General features: G+C 67.3%; 25 protein-coding genes and 1 tRNA gene. 14 read left to right on the top strand and 12 right to left on the bottom strand.

The window, feature by feature from the left end; genetic code table 11:
- Positions 1–89: 89 nt before the first annotated feature.
- Positions 90–413: a ferredoxin FdxA gene (fdxA, locus tag DT603_RS07635; RefSeq protein WP_162349273.1), complete on the bottom strand. Its 324-nt coding sequence runs from the start codon at positions 411–413 to the stop codon at positions 90–92.
- Between the two features lie 281 nt (positions 414–694).
- Positions 695–769, bottom strand: a tRNA-Glu gene (locus DT603_RS07630).
- Positions 770–870: 101 nt separating this feature from the next.
- On the opposite strand from DT603_RS07630, the gene pcnB reads away from it, so the two are divergent.
- From pcnB to pgi, 6 genes are all read left to right on the top strand, one after another.
- Positions 871–2,247: a polynucleotide adenylyltransferase PcnB gene (gene pcnB / locus DT603_RS07625; protein WP_162349414.1), complete on the top strand. Its 1,377-nt coding sequence runs from the start codon at positions 871–873 to the stop codon at positions 2,245–2,247.
- Positions 2,244–2,750, top strand: coding sequence for a 2-amino-4-hydroxy-6-hydroxymethyldihydropteridine diphosphokinase (folK, locus tag DT603_RS07620; protein WP_162349272.1), 507 nt, complete (start codon positions 2,244–2,246; stop codon positions 2,748–2,750). The genes pcnB and folK overlap by 4 nt, the downstream gene beginning before the upstream one ends.
- Positions 2,751–2,760: 10 nt before the next feature.
- Positions 2,761–3,573: a 3-methyl-2-oxobutanoate hydroxymethyltransferase gene (panB, locus tag DT603_RS07615; RefSeq protein WP_162349271.1), complete on the top strand. Its 813-nt coding sequence runs from the start codon at positions 2,761–2,763 to the stop codon at positions 3,571–3,573.
- A 41-nt stretch (positions 3,574–3,614) separates the two neighbouring features.
- The gene (gene panC, locus DT603_RS07610; protein ID WP_162349270.1) at positions 3,615–4,457 is read left to right on the top strand and encodes a pantoate--beta-alanine ligase; all 843 of its coding nucleotides are present in this window, start codon (positions 3,615–3,617) and stop codon (positions 4,455–4,457) included.
- Between the two features lie 261 nt (positions 4,458–4,718).
- Positions 4,719–5,099: an aspartate 1-decarboxylase gene (panD, locus tag DT603_RS07605; protein WP_162349269.1), complete on the top strand. Its 381-nt coding sequence runs from the start codon at positions 4,719–4,721 to the stop codon at positions 5,097–5,099.
- A complete protein-coding gene (gene pgi / locus DT603_RS07600; RefSeq protein WP_162349268.1) occupies positions 5,096–6,613 on the top strand; it encodes a glucose-6-phosphate isomerase in 1,518 nt (505 codons plus the stop codon). The genes panD and pgi overlap by 4 nt, the downstream gene beginning before the upstream one ends.
- 145 nt (positions 6,614–6,758) lie before the next feature.
- Here the strand turns inward: pgi and queG are convergent, their stop codons facing one another.
- Positions 6,759–7,823, bottom strand: a complete 1,065-nt coding sequence (gene queG, locus DT603_RS07595; RefSeq protein ID WP_162349413.1) for a tRNA epoxyqueuosine(34) reductase QueG — start codon at positions 7,821–7,823, stop codon at positions 6,759–6,761.
- Positions 7,824–7,879: 56 nt separating this feature from the next.
- On the opposite strand from queG, the gene DT603_RS07590 reads away from it, so the two are divergent.
- The 6 genes from DT603_RS07590 to DT603_RS07565 all read left to right on the top strand — a co-directional run bounded on the left by DT603_RS07590 (position 7,880) and on the right by DT603_RS07565 (position 15,353).
- Positions 7,880–9,364, top strand: coding sequence for an NAD(P)H-hydrate dehydratase (locus tag DT603_RS07590; protein WP_162349267.1), 1,485 nt, complete (start codon positions 7,880–7,882; stop codon positions 9,362–9,364).
- Complete coding sequence (gene tsaE / locus DT603_RS07585; RefSeq protein WP_162349266.1) at positions 9,364–9,846, top strand: tRNA (adenosine(37)-N6)-threonylcarbamoyltransferase complex ATPase subunit type 1 TsaE; 483 nt, start codon at positions 9,364–9,366, stop codon at positions 9,844–9,846. Before DT603_RS07590 ends, tsaE begins: the two co-directional genes overlap by 1 nt.
- A gap of 75 nt (positions 9,847–9,921) precedes the next feature.
- Positions 9,922–11,535, top strand: a complete 1,614-nt coding sequence (locus tag DT603_RS07580) for an N-acetylmuramoyl-L-alanine amidase (RefSeq protein WP_162349265.1) — start codon at positions 9,922–9,924, stop codon at positions 11,533–11,535.
- Between the two features lie 63 nt (positions 11,536–11,598).
- Positions 11,599–13,413, top strand: coding sequence for a DNA mismatch repair endonuclease MutL (gene mutL / locus DT603_RS07575; protein WP_162349264.1), 1,815 nt, complete (start codon positions 11,599–11,601; stop codon positions 13,411–13,413).
- Between the two features lie 3 nt (positions 13,414–13,416).
- Complete coding sequence (locus tag DT603_RS07570; RefSeq protein WP_211368346.1) at positions 13,417–14,376, top strand: DUF1684 domain-containing protein; 960 nt, start codon at positions 13,417–13,419, stop codon at positions 14,374–14,376.
- Complete coding sequence (locus DT603_RS07565; RefSeq protein WP_246191667.1) at positions 14,373–15,353, top strand: TraB/GumN family protein; 981 nt, start codon at positions 14,373–14,375, stop codon at positions 15,351–15,353. The genes DT603_RS07570 and DT603_RS07565 overlap by 4 nt, the downstream gene beginning before the upstream one ends.
- 492 nt (positions 15,354–15,845) lie before the next feature.
- Here DT603_RS07565 and rnfB read toward each other — a convergent pair whose 3' ends face one another.
- The 3 genes from rnfB to DT603_RS07550 all read right to left on the bottom strand — a co-directional run bounded on the left by rnfB (position 15,846) and on the right by DT603_RS07550 (position 18,975).
- Positions 15,846–16,292, bottom strand: coding sequence for an Rnf electron transport complex subunit RnfB (rnfB, locus tag DT603_RS07560; RefSeq protein ID WP_162349411.1), 447 nt, complete (start codon positions 16,290–16,292; stop codon positions 15,846–15,848).
- A 38-nt stretch (positions 16,293–16,330) separates the two neighbouring features.
- Complete coding sequence (metG, locus tag DT603_RS07555) at positions 16,331–18,418, bottom strand: methionine--tRNA ligase (protein ID WP_162349262.1); 2,088 nt, start codon at positions 18,416–18,418, stop codon at positions 16,331–16,333.
- A gap of 116 nt (positions 18,419–18,534) precedes the next feature.
- Positions 18,535–18,975 carry a DUF2147 domain-containing protein gene (locus DT603_RS07550; protein ID WP_162349261.1) on the bottom strand — a complete coding sequence of 147 codons (441 nt, stop codon included), beginning with the start codon at positions 18,973–18,975 and terminating at the stop codon, positions 18,535–18,537.
- Positions 18,976–19,166: 191 nt separating this feature from the next.
- On the opposite strand from DT603_RS07550, the gene apbC reads away from it, so the two are divergent.
- Together apbC and dcd are read left to right on the top strand one after the other, a co-directional pair.
- On the top strand, positions 19,167–20,012 hold the full coding sequence (gene apbC / locus DT603_RS07545; protein WP_162349260.1) for an iron-sulfur cluster carrier protein ApbC: 846 nt from the start codon (positions 19,167–19,169) through the stop codon (positions 20,010–20,012).
- A gap of 77 nt (positions 20,013–20,089) precedes the next feature.
- A complete protein-coding gene (dcd, locus tag DT603_RS07540; protein ID WP_162349259.1) occupies positions 20,090–20,656 on the top strand; it encodes a dCTP deaminase in 567 nt (188 codons plus the stop codon).
- 168 nt (positions 20,657–20,824) lie between these two features.
- Here the strand turns inward: dcd and DT603_RS07535 are convergent, their stop codons facing one another.
- The 6 genes from DT603_RS07535 to DT603_RS07510 all read right to left on the bottom strand — a co-directional run bounded on the left by DT603_RS07535 (position 20,825) and on the right by DT603_RS07510 (position 25,108).
- Complete coding sequence (locus DT603_RS07535) at positions 20,825–21,115, bottom strand: hypothetical protein (protein ID WP_162349258.1); 291 nt, start codon at positions 21,113–21,115, stop codon at positions 20,825–20,827.
- Between the two features lie 71 nt (positions 21,116–21,186).
- Positions 21,187–21,594: an HIT domain-containing protein gene (locus tag DT603_RS07530; protein ID WP_162349257.1), complete on the bottom strand. Its 408-nt coding sequence runs from the start codon at positions 21,592–21,594 to the stop codon at positions 21,187–21,189.
- Positions 21,595–21,597: 3 nt separating this feature from the next.
- On the bottom strand, positions 21,598–22,263 hold the full coding sequence (locus DT603_RS07525) for a dienelactone hydrolase family protein (RefSeq protein ID WP_162349256.1): 666 nt from the start codon (positions 22,261–22,263) through the stop codon (positions 21,598–21,600).
- Between the two features lie 360 nt (positions 22,264–22,623).
- A complete protein-coding gene (gene greB, locus DT603_RS07520) occupies positions 22,624–23,133 on the bottom strand; it encodes a transcription elongation factor GreB (protein ID WP_162349255.1) in 510 nt (169 codons plus the stop codon).
- Entirely contained in the window at positions 23,134–23,586 is a 453-nt protein-coding gene (locus tag DT603_RS07515; RefSeq protein ID WP_162349254.1) for a hypothetical protein, read from the bottom strand.
- A 28-nt stretch (positions 23,587–23,614) separates the two neighbouring features.
- Positions 23,615–25,108, bottom strand: coding sequence for a helicase HerA-like domain-containing protein (locus tag DT603_RS07510; protein WP_162349253.1), 1,494 nt, complete (start codon positions 25,106–25,108; stop codon positions 23,615–23,617).
- Positions 25,109–25,150 lie beyond the last annotated feature (42 nt).

Below are 25,150 nucleotides of genomic sequence, written 5' to 3'. Positions count from 1 at the left end.
GCAATCATGATCCGGGAGCCAGGATTTCCTGGCTTCGCGACTTGCGTCGCTCCTACACGCGGCGAGGAGAGTGCATGCGGGTGGACGGCTCAGCGTTCCAGCAAGCGCAGCTTGTCCGGCTTGCCTTCCCACTCCTTGGCGTCGTCCAGGCCTTCCTTGCGCACGGTGATCACCGGCCAGGCCACGGCCAGTTCCTTGTTCAGGGCTACGAAGCCTTCCTGCCCGGCGGGCACGTCGTCCTCGGGAAAGATGGCGCCGATCGGGCATTCCGGCTCGCACAGGGTGCAGTCGATGCACTCGTCCGGGTCGATGACCAGGAAGTTGGGACCTTCGTGGAAGCAGTCCACCGGGCACACCTCGACACAGTCGGTGTACTTGCACTTGATGCAGTTCTCGGTGACGACGAAGGGCATGGTTCCATTCCATTGCGAGGTGCCCCAGTTTAAATCAGCGCAGGCCGCAGCACCCATCCCGCCGCAAACGGGCCACCCCCGCCCTGTAGAGCCGATCCTGGTCGGCTGCCTTTGGCCCAATCCCGCCAACAGCCGCGAAGAGCAGCCGACCAGGATCGGCTCTACAAGGCGGGTCAGGGCGTCGGGGCACAGGGCGGCGGGCACAAAAAAGCCCGGCTTGTGGGCCGGGCCTTGATGCCGTCTTCGCGCTGCCCTGGCGGGCCTTGCGCAAAAACCGGGGTTGGTGCTCCCTAGGGAATTCGAATCCCTATTTTAGCCTTGAGAGGGCCACGTCCTAACCGTTAGACGAAGGGAGCTTTTGGTAAGCAGCGCCGTGACGGACTAGTATATTCGCCAGCCGGCGCTCGCGGCAATGCCGCACTGGCCTGAAACAGACCTGCCAGCGCCCTGATCAACCCTGACACGGACCGCCACCATTACGTCGCAAGCCACCCAACCCGCCGTTTCCCTGCGCGTCATCCCGCGCGACCAGCACAACATCTCGCGCAAGGACATCAGTCCCAACGCGCTGCGCGTGCTCTACCGGCTGCGCGATTCCGGGTTCACCGGCTACCTGGTGGGGGGCGCGGTGCGCGACCTGCTGGTGGGCGGGCATCCCAAGGATTTCGACATCGCCACCGATGCGACCCCCGAACAGGTCAAGGCGCTGTTCCGCAACAGCCGCCTGATCGGCCGGCGCTTCCGCCTGGCCCACGTGGTCTTCGGCCGCGAGATCATCGAGGTCGCGACCTTCCGCGCCAATGTCGACGACGGCAGTGGCGACCGCGAGACCCACGAGGGCGGGCGCCTGGTGCGCGACAACGTCTACGGCACCATCGAGGACGACGCGGTGCGCCGCGACTTCACCGCCAATGCGCTGTATTACGCCATCGAGGATTTCTCGGTGCGCGATTACGTAGGCGGCTTCGAGGATGTGCAGGCACGCAGCATGAAGCTGATCGGCGATCCCGAGCAGCGCTACCGCGAAGACCCGGTGCGCATGCTGCGGGCGATCCGCCTGGCCGGCAAGCTGGGCTTTGACATCGATCCGGCCTCGGCCGACCCGATCGCCCGGCTGGCCCCGCTGCTGTCCGAATCCGCCCCGGCGCGCCTGTTCGAGGAACTGCTGAAGCTGTTCCTGTCCGGCAACGCGGTGGCCAGCTTCGAGGGCCTGGAGCGCTTCGGCCTGCTGCCGGCGATCCTGCCCGAGACCGCGGCCGCGCTGTCCTCCAATCGCAGTGGCGCCTTGCGCAGCATGTTGCTGGAAGGCCTGCGTGGCACCGATGCGCGGGTGGCCAATGACGAACCGGTGTCGCCTGCGTTCCTGTTCGCGCTGCTGCTGTGGCCGGCGTACTGCCGCGCCCTGATGGGCCTGCAGGCGCAGGGCATCAACGTGGAGGAAGCGCAGCGTCGCGCCGCCGACCGGGTCACCCTGCACCAGCTGGGCACCGTGGCCCTGCCGCGCCGGTTCTCGCTGCCGATGCAGGAAATCTGGCTGCTGCAGTCGCGCTTCCAGTCGCGCCAGCGCAAGCGGGTCACCCGCCTGCTGGCCCATCCGCGTTTCCGCGCCGCCTACGATTTCCTGCTGCTGCGCCTCACCGCGTCCAGCGAACACGCCGAGGACGTGGAGTTCTGGCGCGAAGCCCAGACCCAGTCCAACGAGGAGCTGTCGGCCGCCCTGGGCGTGGCCCCGGCGCGCGACGCGTATGCCGAAGAGGATTCGGCACCGCCCAAGCGCCGCCGTCGCCGTCGCCGCAGCGGTGAAGCCGCGTCCGACGCACCCGCAGCGGAATGAAGCCGGCGGTCACCGCCTACGTCGGCCTGGGCGGCAACCTGGGCGCGGTGGCCGGGACCCTGCGCCTGGCCACCGGCGCACTGGATCGCCTGCCTGGCACTTCGGTGGCCGCGATGTCGCGCCTGTACCGCACGCCGGCCTGGGGTCTGGAGGAGCAACCGGATTTCGTCAATGGCGTGGTCGCGCTGCACACCACGCTGCCGGCGCCCGAACTGCTGCAGGCCATGTTGCTGATCGAAGTGGAGTTCGGCCGCGACCGCCAGGCAGGCACGCGCTGGGGTCCGCGCGTGCTCGACCTGGACCTGTTGCTGTACGGCGATCTTGTGCTGGAAGCGCCCGGCCTGCGGGTGCCGCATCCGCACCTGCACGAGCGCGCCTTCGCGCTGGTGCCGCTGGTCGAGATCGCGCCGCAGGTTGCCATTCCCGGGCAAGGGCTGGCGCGGGACGCGCTGTCCCGCCTGCAAACCACGGCGATCGAGCCGATAGCACCGACAGAAGAGTGACAATGCCCCCATGAGCACGCACGCCGAAATCAAGAAGTGGACCCTGCCGGCCCTGGCCGCGGCCAAGCGCGAGGGGCGCCGGCTGGTGATGCTGACCGCCTACGACCATGGCTTCGCCCGCGCCGCCGACCTCAACGGCGTGGACCTGGTGCTGGTGGGCGATTCGCTGGGCATGGTGGTGCAGGGCAGGGGTTCGACCCTGCCGGTGACGGTGGCGGACATGACCTACCACACCGAAGTGGTGGCCCGCGGGCTGCAGCGGGCGATGCTGGTCAGCGACCTGCCGTTCCAGTCAGACGCCACCCCCGAACGCGCGCTGCAGGCGTCCATCGCGCTGCTGCAGGCCGGCGCCGAGATGGTCAAGCTGGAAGGCGCCGGGCACAAGCTCGAGGTGATCCGGTTCCTGGCCGAGCGCGATATCCCGGTCTGCAGCCACCTGGGGCTGACCCCGCAATCGGTGCTGAAACTGGGCGGCTACAAGGTCCAGGGCCGCGACGAGCAGGCGGCCGCGCAGTTGCGCGCCGATGCGGCGGCGGTCGCCGAAGCCGGCGCCTCGCTGCTGGTGCTGGAATGCGTGCCCTCGACGCTGGCCGCCGCCATCACCAGCGCCAGCGCCATTCCCACCATCGGCATCGGTGCCGGCCCCGGCTGCGATGGCCAGGTGCTGGTGCTGCACGACCTGCTGGGCCTGGACAGCGGCCACCGCAAGCCGAAGTTCGTCAAGGACTTCCTGGCCCAGGGCGGTTCGGTTGCCGGTGCGATCGCCGCTTACGCGGCCGCCGTGCGCGACGGTTCGTTCCCCGATGCAGAACATTCCTACTGACGTCATTCCCTGACGCCGCCCCGCCCGCAACCGGAAGCGCAATGATCGAAACCCTGACCGAACTGGACACCCTGCGTGCCCGCGTCAATGGCTGGAAGCGCGAGGGCCTGCGGGTGGGCTTCGTGCCGACCATGGGCAACCTGCACGCCGGCCACTATTCGCTGGTGATGCTGGCACGCCAGTACGCCGACCGCGTGGTCTCCAGCGTATTCGTCAACCCGACCCAGTTCGGCCCCAACGAGGATTTCACCCGCTACCCGCGCACGCCCGAGGCCGACACCACCGGCCTGGAAGGCGCCGGCTGCGACGTGCTGTGGCTGCCCACGGTGGAGTCGATGTATCCCTTCGGCATCGAACTGGCCGCGCGCATCAACGTGCCGGGCGTCAGCAGCGTGCTGGAAGGCGCGCATCGCCCGGGTCATTTCGACGGCGTGTGCACGGTGGTGACGCGCCTGTTCAACCAGGTCCAACCGGACGTGGCTGCCTTCGGCAAGAAGGATTTCCAGCAACTGGCGGTGATCCGGCAGATGGTGACCGACCTGGCCGTGCCGATCGAGATCCTGGGCGGCAGCATCGTGCGCGAAAGCGACGGCCTGGCGATGAGCTCGCGCAACCAGTACCTGACCGCCGACGAGCGCCCGCGCGCCGCGGAGATCAGGCGCACGTTGCTGGCGATGCGTGAAGCGATGGTGGGTGGGCAGTCGCTGGCTGCAGTGGAGGCGGAAGCTTCGAGGCGACTGGCCGAAGCCGGATTCGAAGTCGATTACGCGGTGGTGCGGCGTCCGGACTTGGGCATGTTGCAGGACGGCAGCCCGGGCGCCAAGGTTTCGCTGGTCGCGGCCAGGCTGGGCAAGACCCGGTTGATTGACAACCTGGAGTGGTGAGACGGAAAAGTCCTTCTCCCATAGGGAGAAGGTGGCGCGAAGCGCCGGACGCACCGAAGCAAGCACCCTTGGGGTGTGAGGGTACGGCGGAGCCAAGGCGCCTGAGCCATCTTCTCTCCTCCGTACCCTCACCCCAACCCCTCTCCCGGGGGAGAGGGGCTCAAGCCGCATCCTGTCCTGCCTTGGTTGGCTCGATTCGCGACGTGAAGCGGAGTTGGGTCTTGGTAGACTCCGGCTCTCTTTGATTTCACGTGTGCCCCCATGCAACTTAGCCTGCTCAAGACCAAGATCCACCGTGCCACCGTGACCCATTCGGAACTGAACTACGAAGGGTCCATCGCCATCGACGGCCTGTTGCTGGAAGCCAGCGGCATCCGCGAATTCGAGCAGGTGCATGTCTGGGACGTCACCAACGGCAGCCGCTTCACCACCTATGCGCTGCGCGCCGATGAAGGCAGCGGGGTGATCTCGCTCAACGGCGGCGCCGCGCGCCATGTGCAGGTGGGCGACCTGGTGATCATTGCCGCCTTTGCCGGCATGAGCGAGCAGGAAGCCGAGGTGTTCAAGCCCAACCTGATCTACGTCGATGCGCACAACCGCATCACCCACACCAACCATTCCATCCCAAAGCAGGCCGCATGAGCGCCGCGGCCGGGTTCGACGCGCTGCAGTCCCATGCCGCGCGCCTGAGCGGCACGACGATCTCTTCGCTGGTGAACGGCGATGCAGCACGCGCGGGCGATTTCGCCTTGCGCCACGGCGCGCTTTATTTCAATTTCGCGCGCCAGTACTATGACCGCGACGCCCTGGCCGCGCTGCTGGAACTGGCGCGCACGCGCGACCTTGCCGGCGCCTACCAGCGGCTGTTCGACGGCGAGCAGGTCAACGTCACCGAAGGCCGCGCCGCCCTGCACACCGCCTTGCGCGGCAACCACTCCGGTGCCGCGATCGCGCGCCAGGCCTATGCGACCGCCAGCGAAGTGCGCGTGCGCATGGGCACGCTGGTAGCCGAACTGGAAGCCAGCGGCATCACCGACATCGTCAGCGTCGGCATTGGCGGCTCCGACCTGGGCCCGCGCCTGGTCGCCGATGCCTTGCGGGCGCCGTCGGGCGTGCGCTTCCGCGTGCACTTCCTCTCCAACGTCGACGGCGCCTCCGCCCAGCGCACGCTGGCGCCGCTGGATCCGGCGCGCACCGCCGCGATCCTGATTTCCAAGACCTTCGGTACCCAGGAAACTTTGCTCAACGGCGGCATCCTGCGCGACTGGCTGGGCGGCAGCGAGCGCCTGTACGCGGTCAGCGCCAATCCCGAGCGCGCCGCGGCCGCATTCGACATCGCTGCCGAACGCGTGCTGCCGATGTGGGACTGGGTGGGTGGCCGCTATTCGCTGTGGTCGGCGGTGGGCTTGCCCATCGCACTGGCGATCGGGTTCGAGCGCTTCGAGCAATTGCTGGCCGGCGCCTCGGATTTCGACGCGCACGTATTGAACGCGCCGCTGCGGGAAAACATCGCGGTGCGCCACGCCTTGACCGCAATCTGGAACCGCAATGCGCTCGGCCATGCCGCGCACGGGGTCATGAGCTACGACCAGCGCCTGGCGCTGCTGCCGGCCTACCTGCAGCAGCTGGTGATGGAAAGCCTGGGCAAGTCGGTGCGGCTGGACGGCAGCCCGGTCGAGGTCGATACCGTGCCGGTGTGGTGGGGCGGCGCCGGCACCGACGTGCAGCACAGCTTTTTCCAGGCCCTGCACCAGGGCACCGGCATCGTGCCGCTGGATTTCGTCGGCACGGTCCGCAACGACGATCCATATGCGGAAAACCACCTGGCACTGATGTCGAACCTGTTCGCCCAGGCCGAAGCGCTGGCCAATGGCCAGGCCAGCGACGACCCGCATCGTGCCTATGCCGGCGGCCGCCCCAGCACCCTGATCCTGCTGGATGCGCTGACTCCCCAGTCACTGGGCGCGCTGATCGCCCTGTACGAGCACAGCGTGTACGCGCAGTCGGTGCTGTGGGGCATCAATGCCTTCGACCAGTTCGGCGTGGAGCTGGGCAAGCAGCTGGCGAACGGATTGCTGCCGGCGCTGCGGGGCGAGGTAGAGGCCAGCGACCCGGTGACCAGGGTGTTGCTGGCGGAATTGAAAGCTCGCGGTTGATGTTCCCTTCTCCCTCCGGGAGAAGGTGGCTCGAAGCGCCGGATGAGGGCATGAGAGATCCCGTAACGGACTACCTATGGTGCGCAACTACGGTTCGCGCCCTCATCCGCCCTGCGGGCACCTTCTCCCGGCGGGAGAAGGGCGATCATTTGTCGTGCCGCGCCAGCGCCCAATCGACATGCTCACGCACCACATCCGATGCATCGTCCCGCCGTGACGCCAGTGCTTCCATCACCGCAGGCGTAGTCGGTGCATTGCCCAGTGCCACCGCGATATTGCGCAGCCAGCGCTCGTGGCCGCTGCGGCGTATCGCCGATCCTTCGGTGCGGCTGAGGAACCCGGCTTCCGACCACGCGAACAGTTGCGGCAGGGTGGCGGTGTCCAGCTCGTTGCGCGCGCGGAAATCGGGCTCGTCGGTGCGCCTGGCGAACTTGTTCCAGGGGCATACCAGCTGGCAGTCGTCGCAGCCGAAGATGCGGTTGCCGATGGCCGGGCGCAGTGGTTCGGGAATGGAACCTTCGTGCTCGATGGTCAGGTAGGAAATGCAGCGGCGCGCGTCCAGACGATGCGGCGCGATGATGGCCTGGGTCGGGCAGATATCGATGCAGCGCACGCAGCTGCCGCAATGCGCGCTGGCCGGCAGGTCGATCGGCAACGGCAGGTCGACGTAGATCTCGCCCAGGAAAAACCACGAGCCGCCGTCCTTGTCGATCAGGCAGGTGTGCTTGCCGATCCAGCCCAGCCCCGCATTGCGCGCCAGTGCGCGTTCCAGCACCGGCGCCGAATCGACGAACACGCGGTGGCCGAACGGGCCGACTTCTTCCTGGATCCGCTCGGCGAGCCTCTGCAGGCGCTGGCGCATCAGCTTGTGGTAATCGCGGCCCAGTGCGTAACGGGCGACGTAGGCGCGTTCGCCATCGGCCAGCGTAGCCCAGGCGTCCCCGCCATCGTTGCGGCCGTAATCCAGTCCCACCGAAATCACCCGCAATGTGCCGGGAATCAGTTCCGCCGGGCGCGCGCGCTTGTCGCCGTGCCGTGCCATCCACTCCATCGAGCCGTACAGCCCTTCGGCCAGCCAGTCGCGCAGGTGCGCCTCGTCTTCGTCCAGCTCGATGCCGGTGATGCCGCAGCGCTGGAAACCGAGCTCGCGCGAAAGGGTGCGGATGCGTCGTGCGAGCCGGGCCGGATCAGGCATCGCCCGGTCGGGCATCGGGTTGGGCATGGGATGGAGCGGGGAGGACATGCCGGAAGTATAGAATCCATGCCATGTACGGATTGCTGCCCCTGTTCGACAGCCGCGCCGCGCGCGCGCTGGATACCCAGGCCACCGCCATGCTGGGCGGCGATGGCTACGTGCTGATGCAGCGCGCAGGCCAGGCCGCGTGGCAGCTGCTGTTGCAGCAGTGGCCCACCGCGCAATCCATCACCGTGGTCTGCGGCCCCGGCAACAACGGCGGCGATGGCTATGTGCTGGCGCGGCTGGCGCATCGCTCGGGACGCAAGGTCTGCGTGCTGCACCTGGCCGAGCACGTTCCGGCCACCGGGTTGGCGCAGCAGGCCTGTACCGACTACCTGGCGGCCGGCGGCAGCATTGCGATTTTTCCCGAAGTGCTGCCGCGCGGCGAGGTGGTGGTGGATGCGCTGTTCGGGATCGGCCTGTCGCGCGAACCCGATGCCTTTGCCACAGCGCTGATCGACGCGATCAATGCGCAGGTCGCGCCGGTGCTGTCTCTGGACGTGCCCAGCGGCGTGGATGCCGACACCGGCGCATTGCCGGGCAAGGCGGTGATCGCCACCCATACGCTGCAATTCATCGCCCGCCATGCCGGCCTGCATACCGGTGCCGCGCTGGAACACACCGGCGTGCTGACGCTGGATGCGTTGGGCGTGGATGACGAGGTGGTTTCCGAAGCCGCTCCGCGCGCGTGCCTGCTGACCGCGGAGTTCCTGCCGTCGTGCCTGCTGCCGCGACGCCGCAATACCCACAAGGGCGAATCCGGACGCGCGCTGTGCATCGGCGGCGACCACGGCCATGGCGGCGCCATCGTGCTGTGTGCCGAAGCGGCCTTGCGCGCCGGCGCCGGCCTGCTGGACGTGGCCACGCGCGATGCGCACGTGCCGGTATTGCTGGGTCGGCGCCCCGAGGCCATGGCCCATGGGGTGGAATCGGGCGAGCAGTTGCTGCCCCTGCTTTTGCAGGCCGATGCCGTGGCCATCGGTCCCGGCCTGGGACAGGAAGAATGGGGTGCGGCGCTGCTGAAGCTGGTGCTGGCTTCGGGCAAGCCGCTGGTCCTGGATGCCGATGCGCTGAACCTGGTCGCGTTGACAGGCCAGCGGGTGACCGGCGCCATCCTCACCCCGCATCCGGGCGAAGCGGCGCGACTGCTGGGTACCGATACCGCCAGCGTGCAGCGTGATCGCCTGGCCGCAGCCACTGAAATCGCGACGCGCTACCAGGCGGTAGTGGTGTTGAAGGGCGCAGGCACCGTCATCGCCGCGCCCGGTGAGCTGCCGCGCGTCATCGATGCAGGCAATCCGGGCATGGCGGTCGGCGGCATGGGCGATGTGCTGACCGGCATCCTGGTCGCGCTCCGCGCGGGTGGCATGCCCGCGTTCGAGGCGGCGAGCACCGGAGCGCTGCTGCATTCGCTGGCCGGCGACGCGGCCGCCGAAGCGGGCGAACGCGGCTTGCTGCCTTCGGACCTGTTCCCGCACATCCGTCGCCTCGCCAATCCGCGAGGCATCGGCTGATGCGGTTGCAGCTTCCTGACAGCGAATCCACCGAAGCGCTGGGCCGCGCGCTCGCCGATACACGGCCTGCGCAGGCGGCCATGCACCTGCAGGGTGACCTGGGCGCAGGCAAGTCGACCCTGGCGCGCGCCCTGCTGCGCCGGCTGGGTGTGGAAGGCGCAATCCGCAGCCCCACCTACACCCTGATCGAGCGCTATCCGATTCCCGAAGGCGAGGCTTGGCACCTGGACCTGTATCGCATCGGCGATGTGGGCGAGCTGGATTTCCTGGGCCTGGACGATGCCGTGGCCACCTTGTGGCTGGTGGAGTGGCCCGAGCGGGCGGGGTCTGCGCTGCCCAGGCCGGACCTGCGGGTCGAGCTGGGTATGGACGGCAACGGACGGGTGGCCCGCTTGGCTGCGGAAACCGGTCAGGGCCAGCAATGGCTGGCGCGATTGTCCGCAACCGCGGAGTTTGCGGCACTCTCCTCTGCGCCGGGATAGGAAGGTTTGGCAGGTCCCGGATTATTAAGGAAAAAATATTTGCATTCCATGGCCGATGGTGCTTGAATCCGGCCCATGCATAAGGGGCTCACCCATTTCGGACGCAAACTGCTGGGCATCACGCTCGGAGTCGGACTGGTGTTCCCCGCGCTGGCCGGTGAAGTCCGCAGCGTCAGGGTCGAAACCGGCGCCACCGGCACCCGTGCCGAGATCCAGCTGGAAGGCAAAGGAGAGTACCGGACTCTTTCCCTGGCCGGGCCCGACCGCCTGGTAGTCGACCTGCCTGCTTCGAGCGCCATGCGCGGCCTGAAGCTGCCGGCCGGCGCCGGGCTGATCAAGTCGGTGCGCACCGGCCAGCCTACGCCGGACACCTTGCGCATCGTGTTCGACCTGGGGGATTCGGTCGTTGCGATGAAGCCGCGCCTGGAGCCCACCGCCACCGGTGCCCTGCTGGTGCTGGAATGGCCGGGCGATGGTCCTGCTCCGGCACTGGCGGCGGTCAAACCGCAGATCGTCACCCCATCGGTTTCCACCGCGGCCATCGCAACTGCAGCGGCGACGCCCATGCAGACCGCCGCTGCAGCGACGGCCGCCTTGACCAGCGCCGCCGTGCGGGAGGCGGCCAGCCGCCCGCCGACAACGACTCCGTCCAAGGTCTCGCCCCAGGCCATCCTTGAAGGCCGCGCCAGTGTGTCTCCTGCCTACGAGCCGGTCGCCAGGATGCCGGTGGCCTCGGTAGTCACAGCGCCCGTGATCAACGCGCCTGCGCCGCAAGCGCCGGCGCAATACACCATTGCCACCGGCGTGCCGTTGCCTTCTGCCGCCACGGCCAGGGCCGATATCGATCCCGCGGACACGGCGGAGTCCGCAGTACCCACCCGTACGCTGCCGCAGATGCCCATGCGTGCCGGCATGCGTCCGCTGGTGATCGCAATCGACGCCGGCCACGGTGGCCAGGATCCCGGCGCGGTCGGTCCCACCGGCAAGCGCGAGAAGGACGTCACCCTGGCGATGGCGCGTGAGCTGGCACGCCAGATCAACGCCACTCCCGGCATGAAGGCCTACCTGGTGCGCGACGGCGACTTCTTCGTTCCGCTGCCGCAGCGCGCGCAGAAGGCGCGTGCCAACCGGGCCGACATGTTCGTTTCCATCCATGCCGACGCAGCGGAAAACCGCAACGCGCGTGGCTCGTCGGTCTATGTGCTGTCGCTGAAGGGCGCATCCTCGCAGCGCGCGCGCTGGCTGGCCGACAAGGAAAACGCCTCCGACCTGGTCGGCGGCGTGCGCCTGAAGCAGGTCGACAACACCCTGTCTTCGGTCTTGCTGGACCTGGCCCAGAGCGGCCACATGAAAGCTTCCGAAGATGCCGCCGGCCATGTGCTGGACGGCCTCAAGCGCGTCGGCAACAACCACAAGCCCAACATCGAGCGCGCCAATTTCGCGGTGCTGCGCACTTCCGACATGCCGTCGATGCTGGTGGAAACCGCCTTCATTTCCAATGCCGACGAAGAAGCCCGGCTGATCGACCCCGCCTACCAGCGCAAGGTCGCAGGCGCGGTGCTGGATGGCGTGCAGACCTATTTCACCCGCCAGCCGCCACCGGGCACGCTGTTCGCCGCCCGCGCCCAGGCGGCCGACCTGGCCGCAGCCAATGGCAATGCCCGCGCTGGCAGCGCCGGCGCACCCTAAGCGCCACCCCTCGGCTATCATCACGGCTGGTTTTTCCTGACGGCGCCAACGCGCCGCCCACTAGTGCAGATCCGCCAACTCCCCGACATCCTGATCAACCAGATCGCCGCTGGCGAAGTCGTCGAACGCCCTGCGTCGGTGGTCAAGGAACTGGTGGAGAACGCGCTGGATGCCGGGGCCCTGCGCATCGACATCGACCTGGAGGAAGGCGGCATCCGCCTGATCCGCATCCGCGACGATGGCGGCGGCATCGCGCCGGAACAATTGCCGCTGGCGGTGGCGCGCCACGCCACCAGCAAGATCGCCTCTCTGGATGACCTGGAGTCAGTGGCCACGCTGGGGTTCCGCGGCGAAGCCCTTCCCTCCATCGCCTCGGTCAGCCGCTTCTCGCTGTCCTCGCGCCGCGCCATCGATGCCCATGGCTCGCTGCTGCAGGTCGAAGGCGGCAAGCTGGGCGAGGTGACGCCGAAGGCGCAGGCGCCGGGTACCACCGTCGAAGTGCGCGAGCTGTTCTACAACGTGCCGGCGCGGCGCAAGTTCCTGCGCGCCGAGCGCACCGAGCTGGGGCATATCGAGGAATGGCTGCGTTCGCTGGCGCTGGCGCGGCCCGACGTGGAGCTGCGGGTCAGCCACAACGGCCGCCCGTCGCGGCGCTACAAGCCGGACCTGCTCGAATCCACGCTGCGCCTCAACGAAACCCTGGGTGATGACTTCGCGCGCCAGGCCTTGCGGGTCGAACACGACGCGGCCGGACTGCGCCTGCATGGCTGGATCGGCCTGCCAAGCTATTCGCGCGCCAGTGCCGACCAGCAATACCTGTACGTCAACGGTCGCGCGGTGCGCGACCGCAACATCGCCCATGCGGTGAAGATGGCCTACCAGGACGTGCTCTTCCACGGCCGCCAGCCGGCCTATGTGCTGTTCCTGGAAATCGACCCGTCGCGGGTGGACGTCAACGTGCACCCGGCCAAGCACGAGGTGCGCTTCCGCGATACGCGGCTGGTGCATGATTTCGTCTACCGCACGCTGCAGGCGGCGCTGGCCGACACGCGCGCCGGCTCGATCGCCGCCGCGACCCAGGGCGCGGCCGACAATGCGTTTTTCCCGGGCAACAGCTCGCCCGCGGGCCAGTACGCTTCATCAGTGTCGTGGTCGCCAACGCAGCAGTCCGCTTTGGGCCTGGGCGAAGCGCCCGCCGCCTATGCCGCGCTGTATGCGCAGACGCCGATGCCGGCGCAGGCCTGGTCCCCGCAGTCCGACCAACAGCCGCTGCCGGCCAGCAGCAATGCTTCCATTCCTCCACTCGGCTACGCCATCGCGCAGCTGCACGGCATCTACATCCTGGCCGAGAACGCCGACGGCCTGATCGTGGTCGACATGCACGCCGCGCACGAACGCATCGGTTACGAGAAACTGAAAAACGCGCATGACGGCATCGGCCTGCATTCACAGCCCCTGCTGGTGCCGATGAGCCTGGCGGTAGCCGAACGCGAGGCCGAGGTCGCCGAGCGTGAAGCCGAGACCCTGGCCACGCTGGGCTTCGATGTCAGCCGCAGCGGCCCGCAGTCGCTGAGCATCCGTGCCGTGCCGGCGCTGCTGGCCCAGGCCGAGCCGGTGGCGCTGCTGCGCGACGTGCTGACCGACCTGCGCGAACATGGCGAGTCCAGGCGCATCGCCGCCGCACGCGACGAGCTGCTGTCGACCATGGCCTGCCACGGCGCGGTACGCGCCAACCGGCGCCTGACCGTGCCGGAAATGAACGCGCTGCTGCGCGAAATGGAAATCACCGAACGCTCGGGCCAGTGCAACCATGGCCGGCCGACCTGGGCGCGTTTTTCACTGGCCGAGATCGATCGCTGGTTCATGAGGGGACGCTAGAAGATGGGGAAGGGGATGCGGTACCTGCTGTTGATGGCACTGGCGGGCATGCTGGCGGGTTGCGAGGCGGATGCGCCCGGGCCCGCCAAGGTCGCCGAAGCGCCACTCAGTGACGTGGCCTTCCTGGCCGACGACGCGGTCTGGCGCGAGGAGCGCAGGCAGGAGTTGTCGCAACCCGATGGCTGGACCAGCCTGGTCGGCCTGCACTGGCTGGAACTCAAGGCGCACTACCTGGGCAGCGGCACGGGCATCGCCAACGGCATGCGTCTGGCCGTCGGTCCGCCGAAGATGGGCATGGTCGAGCAGGTGGACGGGCATGTCTTCTTCACTCCCGAGGACGGGGTGGCGCTGACCCTGGACGGCAAGCCGCTCAGCGGACGCACGCAACTGGCGAGCGACCACGACGAAACCCCCAGCGTGGTCGGCTTCGACGAGGGCAAGGGCTCGCTGTCGGTGATCAGGCGCGGCGATCGCTTCGGGCTGCGCATCAAGCACGCCGATGCGCCCAGCCGGCTGCAGTTCAAGGGCCTGGAGTACTGGCCGCCGCAGCCGGGCTGGAGGATCACCGGCAAGTTCATCGCCCATCCACCCGGCAAGACCCTGCCCATCGTCGACATCATCGGCACCGCCACCGACGCACCCAATCCCGGCGTGGTGGAATTCGTCCGCGATGGCAAGACCTACCGCATCGAGGCCATGGGCGAACCGGACGGCGGCCTGTTCCTGGTGATCGCCGACCGCAGCAGCGGCCACGGCAGCTATCCGGCCGGCCGCTTCATGGATACGCCCGGCCCGGATGCACAGGGCAACGTCGTGCTCGATTTCAACCGTGCCTACAATCCGCCGTGCGCATTCACCAGCTTCGCCACCTGCCCGCTGCCGCCGCCGGAGAACCGCCTGGACCTGGCGATCACTGCGGGTGAAAAAACCTACGCCCATGCCGCCACCGCCATCGCACCATGACCAGGATGACCATGCGTTTCCCGACAACTTTCAAGCCGCTCATGCTGGCGGCGCTGGTCGCCACCGCTTCGTTGGTCGCGCACGCTGATTCGGCTCGCCCCGCGCCCGCCTACCAGGCGCCGGTGCCGTTGCTGTGGAAGGTGTCCGACGCCGACAACGCGGTCTACCTGCTGGGTTCCTTCCACCTGCTCAAGCCCAGTGACTATCCACTCTCCAATGACGTGGCGGCCGCGTTTGCCGATGCCGAGTCGCTGGTGTTCGAAATACCGCCCGAAGAGATGGCATCACCCGAGCTGGGCACGAAGATGGCACAGGCCGCCCTGCGCCGCGATGGCACCGCCCTCAACAGCGAACTGCCGCCTGAAACCATTGCACTGCTGGATGCGTGGACGGCCCGCAATGCGGCGCCACTGCAGAAGATGGGCCTGAGCCCGCAGGTGCTGCAGATGCTGGAACCCTGGTTCGTGGGCTTGAGCATTTCCATCGTGGAGATGACCAAGCAGGGCCTGGATCCGGCCTTGGGACTGGACGCGCATTTCGGCGCGCAGGCGGCCAGTGCCGGCAAGCCGACGTCGGGGCTTGAAACCGGCACCGAGCAGATCGCCTTCCTGGATGGGATGACCAAGGAAGAAGAACTCCAGTTCCTGGCCGAGGCCTTGTCCGAATCACAGGACGCACGACAGGAAACCGAGAAGATGCACCGTGCCTGGCGCGCGGGCGACGCCGCGTCGTTGTGGAACGACATGGCGGTGGACATGAAGAAGCAGTACCCGCGCCTGTACCAGCGCATCAACGTGGCGCGCAACGACGCCTGGTTGCCGAAGCTGCAGAAGCGCCTGACCGATCCGGGCAAGGATGACACCCTGGTGGTGGTCGGCGCGCTGCACCTGTTGGGCACCGACGGCGTGGTGGAGAAGCTCCGCGCCAAGGGCTACAGGGTCGAGCGTGTGTGCTCGGCGTGCCGCGCCAGCAAGTAAGGCTGGTCGCCCCTGCCTCGCCGAGCTGGCCTCTCGGGTTCCAGTAGACGAAACCGCGCGCCAGGGTTTGTAGGAGCGACGCGAGTCGCGGAGCACGCAGCGCCGGATCGCCAACATCCTCCGGGCCCATGCGATACCGGCTTCGCGACTTGCGTCGCTCCTACAGCACCCGTTATCGCCACGGGTAATCATCCTGGCGCAAACCTCACCCCACCAGGTCGTCATCCCGGCGAAGGCCGGGACCCAACTCTCGGGGAGAAGCTGAGTGGAGCATCGATGTGCCGACGCAGCGGGCGTGGCTGGTGCGCTTACGCTGACGGTTGGACCCCGGCCTCCGCCGGGATGACGGTTGGAATGGGCGGCGATGCCTGGCCTCTGCCGGACGAATCCGCCTGGCCTTTGTAGGAGCGACGCAAGTCGCGAAGCACGCAGCGCCTGATTACCAACACGATCGGAGGCCATGCTTTCCCCGCTTCGCGACTTGCGTCGCTCCTACAACAGAACTTCCGTCTCCGGGGGTTCCGCCGCGTCGACCATCACGATGCAATCCACCGGGCAGGCCGGCAGGCACAGTTCGCAGCCTGTGCAGAGCGGCTCAACCACCACGTGCATGTGCTTGGCGCCACCGATGATGGCGTCGACCGGGCAGGCCTGGATGCATTTGGTGCAGCCGATGCAATCGGCCTCGATGACCAGGGCGACGGCCGGCGGTTTGTGGATGCCGCGGGTGCGGTCGTAGGGCAGCGGCGGCACGTCCAGCAATCTTGCCAGCGCGCGTGCGCCCGCATCGCCGCCCGGTGGGCAGCGATCCACGTTTGCTTGTCCCGCCGCCAGCGCCTCGGCATAAGGCCGGCAGCCATCGAAGCCGCATTGCCCGCACTGGGTCTGGGGCAGGAGGCGGTCGAGGCGTTCGATCAGGGGGACGACGAGGTCTTGCATGGGGGCATCGGGGCCGATGGCGCCGCGGCTTTTCGCGATCACCGCACCGGCATGCCGGGTTCGGCGGCGGCATCGGCATCCAGCAGCGCCAGCGAACCGCCGTCGAAACCGGCCGACAGGATCATGCCCTCGCTGATGCCGAAGCGCATCTTGCGTGGCGCCAGGTTGGCGATGAAAACCACCTTGCGCCCGACCAGCGAATCCGGCTCGCCATAACTGGCGCGAATGCCGGAGAAGATCTGGCGTTTGCCCAGGTCGCCCGCATCCAGTTCGAAGCGCAGCAGCTTGTCGGAACCCTCGACGAACTCGCAGGCCAGCACCTGGCCGATGCGAAGGTCCAGTCTGGTGAAGTCCTCTATGGAGATCGTGCCGGTGTCCGCTGCCTGCTTCGATTCCAGCACCGGTGCCGACGCAGCCGGCTTGGTCGCAATCACCGCAGCGGCAGGCGCCGGCGGTGCACCCATCGTGTCCTTCGAGGCTTCGGTCATGGCGTCTATCTTCTTCGGGTCGATGCGGGTGAACAGGGGCAGGTAAGGCTTCACGGTGTGCGCCAGCAGCGGCGTGTCCAGGTCCTGCCACGCGTACACGGGCGAGGCGAGGAACTCTTCGGCCTGGGTGGCCGTGTGTGGCAGGATCGGCTTGAGCGCGGCCACCAGCACCCGGAACAGGTTCAGGCCCTGCGTGCAGACCGACTGCAGTTCGGCATCGGCGCCGTCCCGGCCGGTATCAAGCTCCTTCGCGATCACCCACGGCTTGCGATCGTCGATATAGCGGTTGGCTTCGTCGGCCAGTGCCATGGTCTGGCGGATCGCCCCGGCGGGATCGTTGCGCTCGTAGGCGTCGCGGATCGGCCCCAGCGCGGCCACGAAGCGTGCGTACATCGACGCGTCCGGCAGCGTTGCAGCCAGTTTGCCTTCGAAGCGCTTCTCGATGAAGCCGGCGCAGCGGCTTGCCAGGTTGACGAACTTGCCCACCAGGTCCGCGTTGACCCGCGCCACGAAGTCACCGAGGTTGAGGTCCAGGTCGTCGACGCCGCCGGACGACTTGGCCGCGTAGTAATAACGCAATGCTTCCGGCTCCAGGCCCACGTCCAGGAAAGTGCGGGCCATGACGAAGGTGCCGCGCGACTTGGACATCTTGGCGCCTTCCACGGTCAGGTAACCGTTGACGTGCAGGCGGGTCGGCGCGCGGAAGCCCACCCCATGCAGCACCGCCGGCCAGAACAGGCCATGGAAATTGACGATGTCCTTGCCGATGAAGTGGTGCAGTTCGGTATGGGTGCCGGCACGCAGGTGCGATTCGAAATCCAGGCCGTTGCGCGCGCACAGGTTGCGAAAGCTGCTCAGGTAGCCGATCGGCGCATCCAGCCACACGTAGAAATACTTGCCGGGCGCGCCGGGGATCTGGAACCCGAAGTACGGCGCGTCGCGGGAAATGTCCCACGCGCGTAGTCCGCCTTCGCCGTCGACCCATTCCATCAGCTTGGCCTTGACGCCCGGCAGGGCCACGTCGCCGGCCATCCACTCGCGCAGGAAGCCTTCGAAGCGGCCGACTTCGAAGAAATAGTGTTCCGAATCGCGCAGCTCCGGGGTCGCGCCGGACAGTACCGACCTCGGTTCCTTGAGATCGGTAGGCGCGTAGGTGGCGCCGCAGTTCTCGCAGTTGTCGCCGTACTGGTCGGGGGTGCCGCAGTTGGGGCAGATGCCCTTGATGTAGCGGTCCGGCAGGAACATGCCTTTTTCGGGATCGTAGAACTGGGCCACGCTGCGACGGGCGATATGGCCGCCGGCTTCGAGCCGCGCATAGAAGGTTTCGGTCAGTTCGCGGTTGGCGGCCGAATGGGTGGAGTCGTAATGGTCGAAGGCCACGCCGAAGGCGGCGAAGTCACGCTCATGCGAGGCCTGCACGCTGGCGATGAAGGCTTCCGGGGTGACGCCGGCTTTCTCGGCGGCCAGCATGATCGGGGTGCCGTGGGTGTCGTCGGCGCACACGAACCAGGCCGTGTCGCCGCGCAGGCGCCGCGCGCGTACCCAGATGTCGGCCTGGATGTAACCGACCAGGTGGCCCAGGTGCAGAGGGCCGTTGGCGTAGGGCAGGGCAGTGGTGACGAGCGCGGTACGGGTCATGGCATGCAGCGTGCGGTGGGGCCCGGATTATCGCATGGGCCACAAACCAGGCCGCCTGAAATGATTCGGCCCGGCAGTGCCGGGCCGAACGTATTGCGTGGTGCCGAAGCGGTCGCTTACTCGCGGACCCAGGTCTGGGTGCGGCAGATGAAGGAAATGCAGCCATCCATGTCCAGCTTGTTGCCGCCGGCCTGCAGCTCGATCTTGGACTTGTAGGTCTTGCCCTTGGCCGGATCCAGCACGGTGCCGCCGGCCCAGTGGGTGGCGTCCTGCGCCTTCAGGTTCCAGAGGATCACCATGCCCTTGATGGGCTTGTTCTTGTTGGTGCCCGAGCACTTGTCGCAGACCGCGTTCGGGCCCTTGTCGGAATTGACCAGCTCGACGACCTTGCCGGCCAGCGTGCCGTTGGTGGTCTTGTAGATCTCGACGATGGACTTGACCTTGCCGGTCTCGTCATCGATGGTCTTCCAGCGACCGGTGGCATCGGCGGCCATGGCCGACATGGACAGGCCCAGCAGGGGCAGTGCCAGCAGCGTGGCGATCAGTTTGTTGCGCATGTATTCCCCTCCCAGGGAGTGTGGGTGATTGGATGGAACCCGCCCGATGCACGTGGGCGCATTCGCAAGGCGTCGTCTTTATACCGCATCCGGCAGCGTATGGAAGTGAGTCGCGGTGGTCGTTCAGCGGGCGGCGCAGCAGGCGATGCGGGTAACATGAACGCTTTCCAGAATGACAGGCGCCTTCCGAAGTGGAGCAACGAATTACCGCGCACGCGGTGCAGCCCGGACTTTCACCCTCGGCCCGCGTGAAAAACGTGATTGCCGTGGGCTCGGGCAAGGGCGGGGTGGGCAAGTCCACCACCGCCGTGAACCTGGCCCTGGCACTGCAGATGGAGGGCGCGCGCGTCGGCGTACTCGATGCCGATGTCTACGGGCCCAGCATCCCCACCATGCTCGGCCTGAGCGGCAAGCCGGAGAGCCCCGACAACAAGTCGATCGAGCCGATGCGGGCATTCGGGGTCGAGGCGATGTCGATCGGCTTCCTGGTCGATGCCGAAACCCCGATGATCTGGCGTGGGCCGATGGCCACCTCGGCCCTGACCCAGTTGTTCACCGACACCGTGTGGGGCGACCTGGACTACCTGCTGATCGACCTGCCGCCCGGCACGGGTGACATCCAGCTGACCCTTGCGCAGAAGATCCCGGTCGCCGGGGCGGTCATCGTCACCACGCCGCAGGACGTGGCCACGCTGGATGCGAAGAAGGCACTGAAGATGTTCCAGAAGGTCGAAGTGCCGGTGCTGGGCATCATCGAGAACATGGCCCTGCACGTCTGCTCCAGTTGCGGGCACGAGGAACATCTGTTCGGCGAAGGCGGAGGCCAGCGCATGGCCGCCCAGTACGGCGTGCCGCTGCTGGGTTCGCTGCCGCTCGACATCAGCATCCGCGAGCAGGGCGATGCAGGGCGCCCGGTGGTGATCGCGGCGCCTGATTCAGCGGTTGCCCAGGCCTACCGGCAGGTGGCGCGCGAACTGGCGGCGCAACTGGCGTTGCGACCGCGCGCTTCGATGCCCATCGCCTCCTCGCTGGTCTGACCGCCGTGCCAGCGGTCCGCTAGAATCCTTCATGGCGGCCGCTCGGCCGCCGCAACACAGGCATGAGAACCCACTGCATGAGCATCAAGAGCGACCGCTGGATCCGCCGCATGTCCGAAACCCGCGGCATGATCGAACCTTACGAGGCCGGGCAGGTGAAGCAGGTCAACGGCGAGCGCATCGTCAGCTACGGCACTTCCAGCTACGGCTACGATGTGCGCTGCTCGCGCGAGTTCAAGATCTTCACCAACATCAACTCCACCATCGTCGATCCCAAGCATTTCGACAGCGGCAGCTTCGTCGATGTCGAGGCCGATTCCTGCGTGATTCCGCCCAACAGCTTCGCCCTGGCGCGCACGGTGGAATATTTCCGCATCCCGCGCAGCACCCTGGTGGTCTGCCTTGGAAAAAGCACCTACGCGCGCTGCGGCATCATCGTCAACGTGACCCCGCTGGAACCGGAGTGGGAGGGCCACGTCACCCTGGAGTTCAGCAACACCACGCCGCTGCCGGCGCGCATCTACGCCAACGAGGGCGTGGCGCAGATGCTGTTCTTCGAATCCGACGAAGAATGCGAGACCAGCTACAAGGACCGGGGCGGCAAATACCAGGGCCAGACCGGCGTCACCCTGCCGCGCACCTGAGTCTCTCCTTCTCCCGTCGGGAGAAGGTGGCGCGCAGCGACGGATGAGGACATGGCAGTGACTTGCCAGTCGTTCCCTGCAAGCTGGATTTCGATTCCCTCGTCCGCCGACGGGCACCTTCCCGGCCTTGCAGTTCCTGCGGGCGCCAGCGGCAGAAGGAGGGCGGTGTCAGGGTTTCTGGTAAGTGACGAAGAAGCCCTGCAGGTCGCCGTTCTCGATGTAGGGCTCGACGCTGACGACCTTGTAGCCGCGCGCAGCGAAGGCGTTGTGCGCCTTGCTGAGGCTGTTGGCCGCGCCCTGGTTGCGGAAACCCCAGCTTGCATCGATCCAGATGGTGGCCGCGCTCATGTTGGCGGCCGCCGCCTCGGCCGCCGATTTCTCGGGTGACTTGCCGAACAGCGCGGCGTGGGCGGGCAGGGTGGCGATGGCCAGGACAAGTGCGATGAAAAGGCGTCGCATGCGGTGTTCCTCAGGTTGGGCGCCAGCGCAATCCGCCGGCCGGGATATACGGAAGATCGGCCGATGGTCTTCTATTCCAGCAGGCCGCGCCAATGGGCGATGCGCGCCTCAAGCAGCGCGGGCTCGTGGCGGGCTGCCGCACCGCTGCCCCAGACCGGTCCGGGCCACGCGGCATCGCCTGCATGGCGTCCGACCAGGTGCACGTGCAACTGGCGCACGATATTGCCAAGCGCACCCAGGTTCAGTTTCTCCACGCCAGGCTGCGCGCGCACCAGCTGGCCGGCACGATTGATCTCGGCCAGCAGCAGGCGCTGCTGGTTGCCGTCGAGCTCCAGCCATTCGGACACGTCGGCCACGCGCGGCACCAGCAGCAGCCAGGGGAAACGGACGTCGTCCATCAGCCGCACCTGTGACAACGGCCCGTCGGCGATGAAAACACTGTCGGCCGCCAGGCGCGGATCCAGCTGGAAATCGGCCATGGCTCAGGCCTTGGCCAGGTGTTCGGCGAAGAAGGCCAGCGTGCGTTCGCGCGCGAGCTTTGCGCTGGGCGCATCGTAGCTGGCGCGCGCATCGCAGTTGAAGCCGTGGTCGGCGTCGTAGGTATGCACGGGGATTGCCGGCCACGCGTCGCGATGTTGCTGGACCATTTCCGGCGGGATTGATTTGTCGCGTTCGCCGAAGTGGAAGATCAGCGGGGCCTTTGGTGTTTCACCCAGGAACGGCACGTCGCGCGCGCCGTAGTAGCTGGCCGAGGGCAGGCCCAGGCGCAGGGCGGCGAGCAGGGCGACAGTCCCTCCCCAGCAGTAGCCGACGGTGCCGATGGCTCCGATGCCGGCAAGCGACTTTGCTGCGTCATCGACGAGTTCCAGCGCCTGGTCCAGGCCAAGGCGGGTGATCAGGTCGCGGCCCCTGGCGACGCCTTCCTCGTCGTAGCCGAGTTCGACCCCGCGTTCCAGTACGTCGAACAGCGCGGGCGCCAGCGCCACGTAGCCTTCGCTGGCGAAATCCTCGGCCACGCTGCGGATATGCGCATTGACGCCGAAAATCTCCTGGATCACGACGATGGCGCCACGCGGCTTGCCGACAGGTTCGGCCCGCCAGGCGGCGATGACGCCGTGTGCGGTGTGCAGATCTATCCACTGGCCCATGGGTGCGTCCCTCGACAAGAGAAGTCGAGTTTAAGCCTTCCGGCCCGGTCCCCCGCCGGGTGCTGCATGGCCCTGCAGAGTCAGCTTCCGTGATCAGCAAAACCCTGAAGCAAGATCCAGGTCAAGGGCACCCCTCCTCGATCCTCCCCTGCTACGCAAGGGAGGAGGCAGGGCACGATCAAGAGCTTGCGTGATGGGCAAGAGGCGCTGAAGCAGGAGCCGGATCAGGAGCAGGAGCCGGATCAAGAGCAGGAGCAGGATCAAGGGCACCCCTCCTCGATCCTCCCCTGCTACACAAGGGAGGAGGCAAGAGCGGGATCAAGGCCACCCTCAATCCTCTGGAGGAGGCTGGGGTGGCTTTCATGACAGATCGCTGTAGTCAACGCCGATGACGGCGAACGACTGGATGCCGCCGGGCAGGCTGGCTTCCACCTCGTCGTCGATGCGCTTCTTCAGCAGGGCGCGCGCCAGCGGCGAGTCGATGCTGATGTAGCCGCGCGAGGCATCGGTTTCATCGGGCCCAACGATGCGGTAACGCGACAGCGCGCCGGTGGCGATGAGCTCCAGCTCGACCGTGGCGCCGAAGAAGACTGCCTGCGGATCAGCGGGCGCGGTATCCACCACGCGCAGCACTTCCAGGCGGTTGCTCAGGTAGCGCACGCGCCGGTCGATCTCGCCCAGCTGCTTCTTGCGGTAGTGGTATTCCGCATTCTCCGAGCGGTCGCCCTCTGCCGCGGCGGCGGTCAGGGCGATGACCACTTCCGGCCGCCTGACCCGCCACAGGTCTTCCAGTTCGGCTTTCAGGCGTTCGTGTCCTTCCCGCGTGATCAGCGCCGTGCTTTTCTCGCCCGGTGGGCGCCAGCGTCCCACTTACTGCGGACTGATGCGGCGGAACACGTGCTTGCCATCCGTGGAACGCAGTTCATCGTTGGAAGCCATCTGGAAACTCGCGTCCTCGGCCGACTTGCTGTTGGGGTCGAGCAGCAGCACGCCCTGGGCCGGCGCGCTCCAGCTGCCATCGGCGGTGATCGTGCTGCCACCGGCCTGCAGGGTCTGCAGGTAGGTGCCATCGGCACGCAGCTCCAGCACCGACTCGCCGTCGCCGAACTGGCCGGCAAGCGCCTTGCTGTCCAGGCCTGGAGCAGCCGTGGACGCGCTGTTGTCGACTACCGCCGTGGCGTCCACCGGATTGGCAGCCTGCGCGGGCACCGTACTCGCTGCGGGGGTTTCGCTCGCGGGCGGGGCGGCCGGCTCCTCGCGCTTGCATGCAGTCAGTGTTGCCAGCGCCAGCGCCAGGATTGCGGATCTACGTGCTGCTTTCATGTGGTTCCTTCGCAATGGAAAAAGAAGTTCAACGCTTGCCGCCGAAAATGCCGCCCAGCAAACCACGCAGGATCTGCCGTCCGACCTGGTTGCCGACCGTGCGTGCGGTCTGCTTGGCCATGGTCTCGACCATGCCCTGGCGGCGCTTGGTGCCAAACACCGCGTCCTTGATCGACTGGCCGAAGCCACCCGCATCGGGATCGTCCTTGGCCGGCGGCGCGTCGGCAGCCTCGGCGGCGACGCTGGCGCGCTTGGCCAGCAGCTCCGATGCCGATTCACGGTTGATCGCGTTGTCGTATTTCATGCCGACCGGGCTTCCGGCGCGCACCTGTGCACGTTCCGTATCGCTGATCGAACCCATGCGGCAGCGCGGCGGGGCGATCAGGGTCTGCTGCACCGGCATCGGAATGCCCTTGTCCTGCAGCGTCGATACCAGCGCCTCGCCCGTGCCCAGCTTGGAGATGGCCTGGGCCACGTCGAGCTTCGGGTTGGGAACGAAGGTCTCGGCGGCGACGCGCACCGCCTTCTGGTCGCGAGGAGTAAAGGCACGCAGGGCGTGCTGCACGCGGTTGCCCAGCTGGCCCAGGATGTTGTCGGGCACGTCGTCGGGGAATTGCGAGCAGAAGTACACGCCCACGCCCTTGGAACGGATCAGGCGCACCACCTGTTCGACGCGCTGCACCAGCGCCGGCGGGGAATCGTCGAACAGCAGGTGGGCTTCATCGAACACGAACACCAGCTTGGGCTTGTCCAGGTCGCCGACCTCGGGCAACTGCTCGAACAGTTCGGACAGCAGCCACAGCAGGAAGCTCGAATACAGGCGCGGATTGAGGATCAGCTGGTCGGCGGCCAGGATCCCGATCACGCCGCGCCCGTCGGTGCCGGTGCGCATCAGGTCGGCCAGTTCCAGGGCAGGTTCGCCGAAGAAGGCTTCGCCACCGTTCTGTCCCAGGCGCAACAGGGCGCGCTGGATGGCACCGACCGACTGCGTGCTGACCAGCCCGTATTCGGTGGCGATGTCCTTGCGCTCGTTGGCGACCAGGGCCAGCAGCGAGCGCAGGTCGTCCAGGTCCAGCAACAGCAGGCCGCGGTCGTCGGCCAGCTTGAACACGATGTCGAGGACGCCGCTCTGGGTGTCGTTCAGCTCAAGGATGCGGGCCAGCAGCAGCGAACCGATTTCGCTGACCGTGGTGCGCACCGGGTGGCCCTTCTTGCCGTACAGGTCCCAGAAGATCACCGGGCTGGCCGCGGGCGCATAGCCGGCCACGCCGATGTCGACGGCGCGCTGCACCACTTTCTCGTTGCCATCGCCGGCCACCGCAAGCCCGGACACGTCTCCCTTCACGTCGGCCATGAACACCGGCACGCCCATCCGGGAGAATCCCTCGGCCAGCGTCATCAGGGTCACGGTCTTGCCGGTACCGGTGGCGCCAGCGACCAGCCCGTGGCGGTTGCCGAACCGGGGCAGCAAGGTGACGGCGATATCGTCGGTGGTGCCCTTGCCGAGGAGGATGGGATCCATGTGATTCCTTGCGATGTGTAGAGCCGGGATTCTAGCGGCTGA

Source organism: Pseudoxanthomonas gei, assembly GCF_010119615.1.
Lineage (GTDB): Bacteria > Pseudomonadota > Gammaproteobacteria > Xanthomonadales > Xanthomonadaceae > Pseudoxanthomonas_A > Pseudoxanthomonas_A gei.
Note: the sequence above shows the minus strand (reverse complement) of the source record. Positions and strands in the feature narration are given on the sequence as shown.

Bases quoted from the DNA above. Each gene is read 5' to 3' on its own strand.
- fdxA (WP_162349273.1), bottom strand. From the start codon at position 413: ATGCCCTTCGTCGTCACCGAGAACTGCATCAAGTGCAAGTACACCGAC.
- folK (WP_162349272.1), top strand. From the start codon at position 2,244: ATGAAGCCGGCGGTCACCGCCTACGTCGGCCTGGGCGGCAACCTGGGC.
- panB (WP_162349271.1), top strand. From the start codon at position 2,761: ATGAGCACGCACGCCGAAATCAAGAAGTGGACCCTGCCGGCCCTGGCC.
- panC (WP_162349270.1), top strand. From the start codon at position 3,615: ATGATCGAAACCCTGACCGAACTGGACACCCTGCGTGCCCGCGTCAAT.
- panD (WP_162349269.1), top strand. From the start codon at position 4,719: ATGCAACTTAGCCTGCTCAAGACCAAGATCCACCGTGCCACCGTGACC.
- pgi (WP_162349268.1), top strand. From the start codon at position 5,096: ATGAGCGCCGCGGCCGGGTTCGACGCGCTGCAGTCCCATGCCGCGCGC.
- queG (WP_162349413.1), bottom strand. From the start codon at position 7,823: ATGCCCGACCGGGCGATGCCTGATCCGGCCCGGCTCGCACGACGCATC.
- DT603_RS07590 (WP_162349267.1), top strand. From the start codon at position 7,880: ATGTACGGATTGCTGCCCCTGTTCGACAGCCGCGCCGCGCGCGCGCTG.
- tsaE (WP_162349266.1), top strand. From the start codon at position 9,364: ATGCGGTTGCAGCTTCCTGACAGCGAATCCACCGAAGCGCTGGGCCGC.
- DT603_RS07580 (WP_162349265.1), top strand. From the start codon at position 9,922: ATGCATAAGGGGCTCACCCATTTCGGACGCAAACTGCTGGGCATCACG.
- DT603_RS07570 (WP_211368346.1), top strand. From the start codon at position 13,417: ATGGGGAAGGGGATGCGGTACCTGCTGTTGATGGCACTGGCGGGCATG.
- DT603_RS07565 (WP_246191667.1), top strand. From the start codon at position 14,373: ATGACCAGGATGACCATGCGTTTCCCGACAACTTTCAAGCCGCTCATG.
- rnfB (WP_162349411.1), bottom strand. From the start codon at position 16,292: ATGCAAGACCTCGTCGTCCCCCTGATCGAACGCCTCGACCGCCTCCTG.
- metG (WP_162349262.1), bottom strand. From the start codon at position 18,418: ATGACCCGTACCGCGCTCGTCACCACTGCCCTGCCCTACGCCAACGGC.
- DT603_RS07550 (WP_162349261.1), bottom strand. From the start codon at position 18,975: ATGCGCAACAAACTGATCGCCACGCTGCTGGCACTGCCCCTGCTGGGC.
- dcd (WP_162349259.1), top strand. From the start codon at position 20,090: ATGAGCATCAAGAGCGACCGCTGGATCCGCCGCATGTCCGAAACCCGC.
- DT603_RS07535 (WP_162349258.1), bottom strand. From the start codon at position 21,115: ATGCGACGCCTTTTCATCGCACTTGTCCTGGCCATCGCCACCCTGCCC.
- DT603_RS07530 (WP_162349257.1), bottom strand. From the start codon at position 21,594: ATGGCCGATTTCCAGCTGGATCCGCGCCTGGCGGCCGACAGTGTTTTC.
- DT603_RS07525 (WP_162349256.1), bottom strand. From the start codon at position 22,263: ATGGGCCAGTGGATAGATCTGCACACCGCACACGGCGTCATCGCCGCC.
- DT603_RS07515 (WP_162349254.1), bottom strand. From the start codon at position 23,586: ATGAAAGCAGCACGTAGATCCGCAATCCTGGCGCTGGCGCTGGCAACA.
- DT603_RS07510 (WP_162349253.1), bottom strand. From the start codon at position 25,108: ATGGATCCCATCCTCCTCGGCAAGGGCACCACCGACGATATCGCCGTC.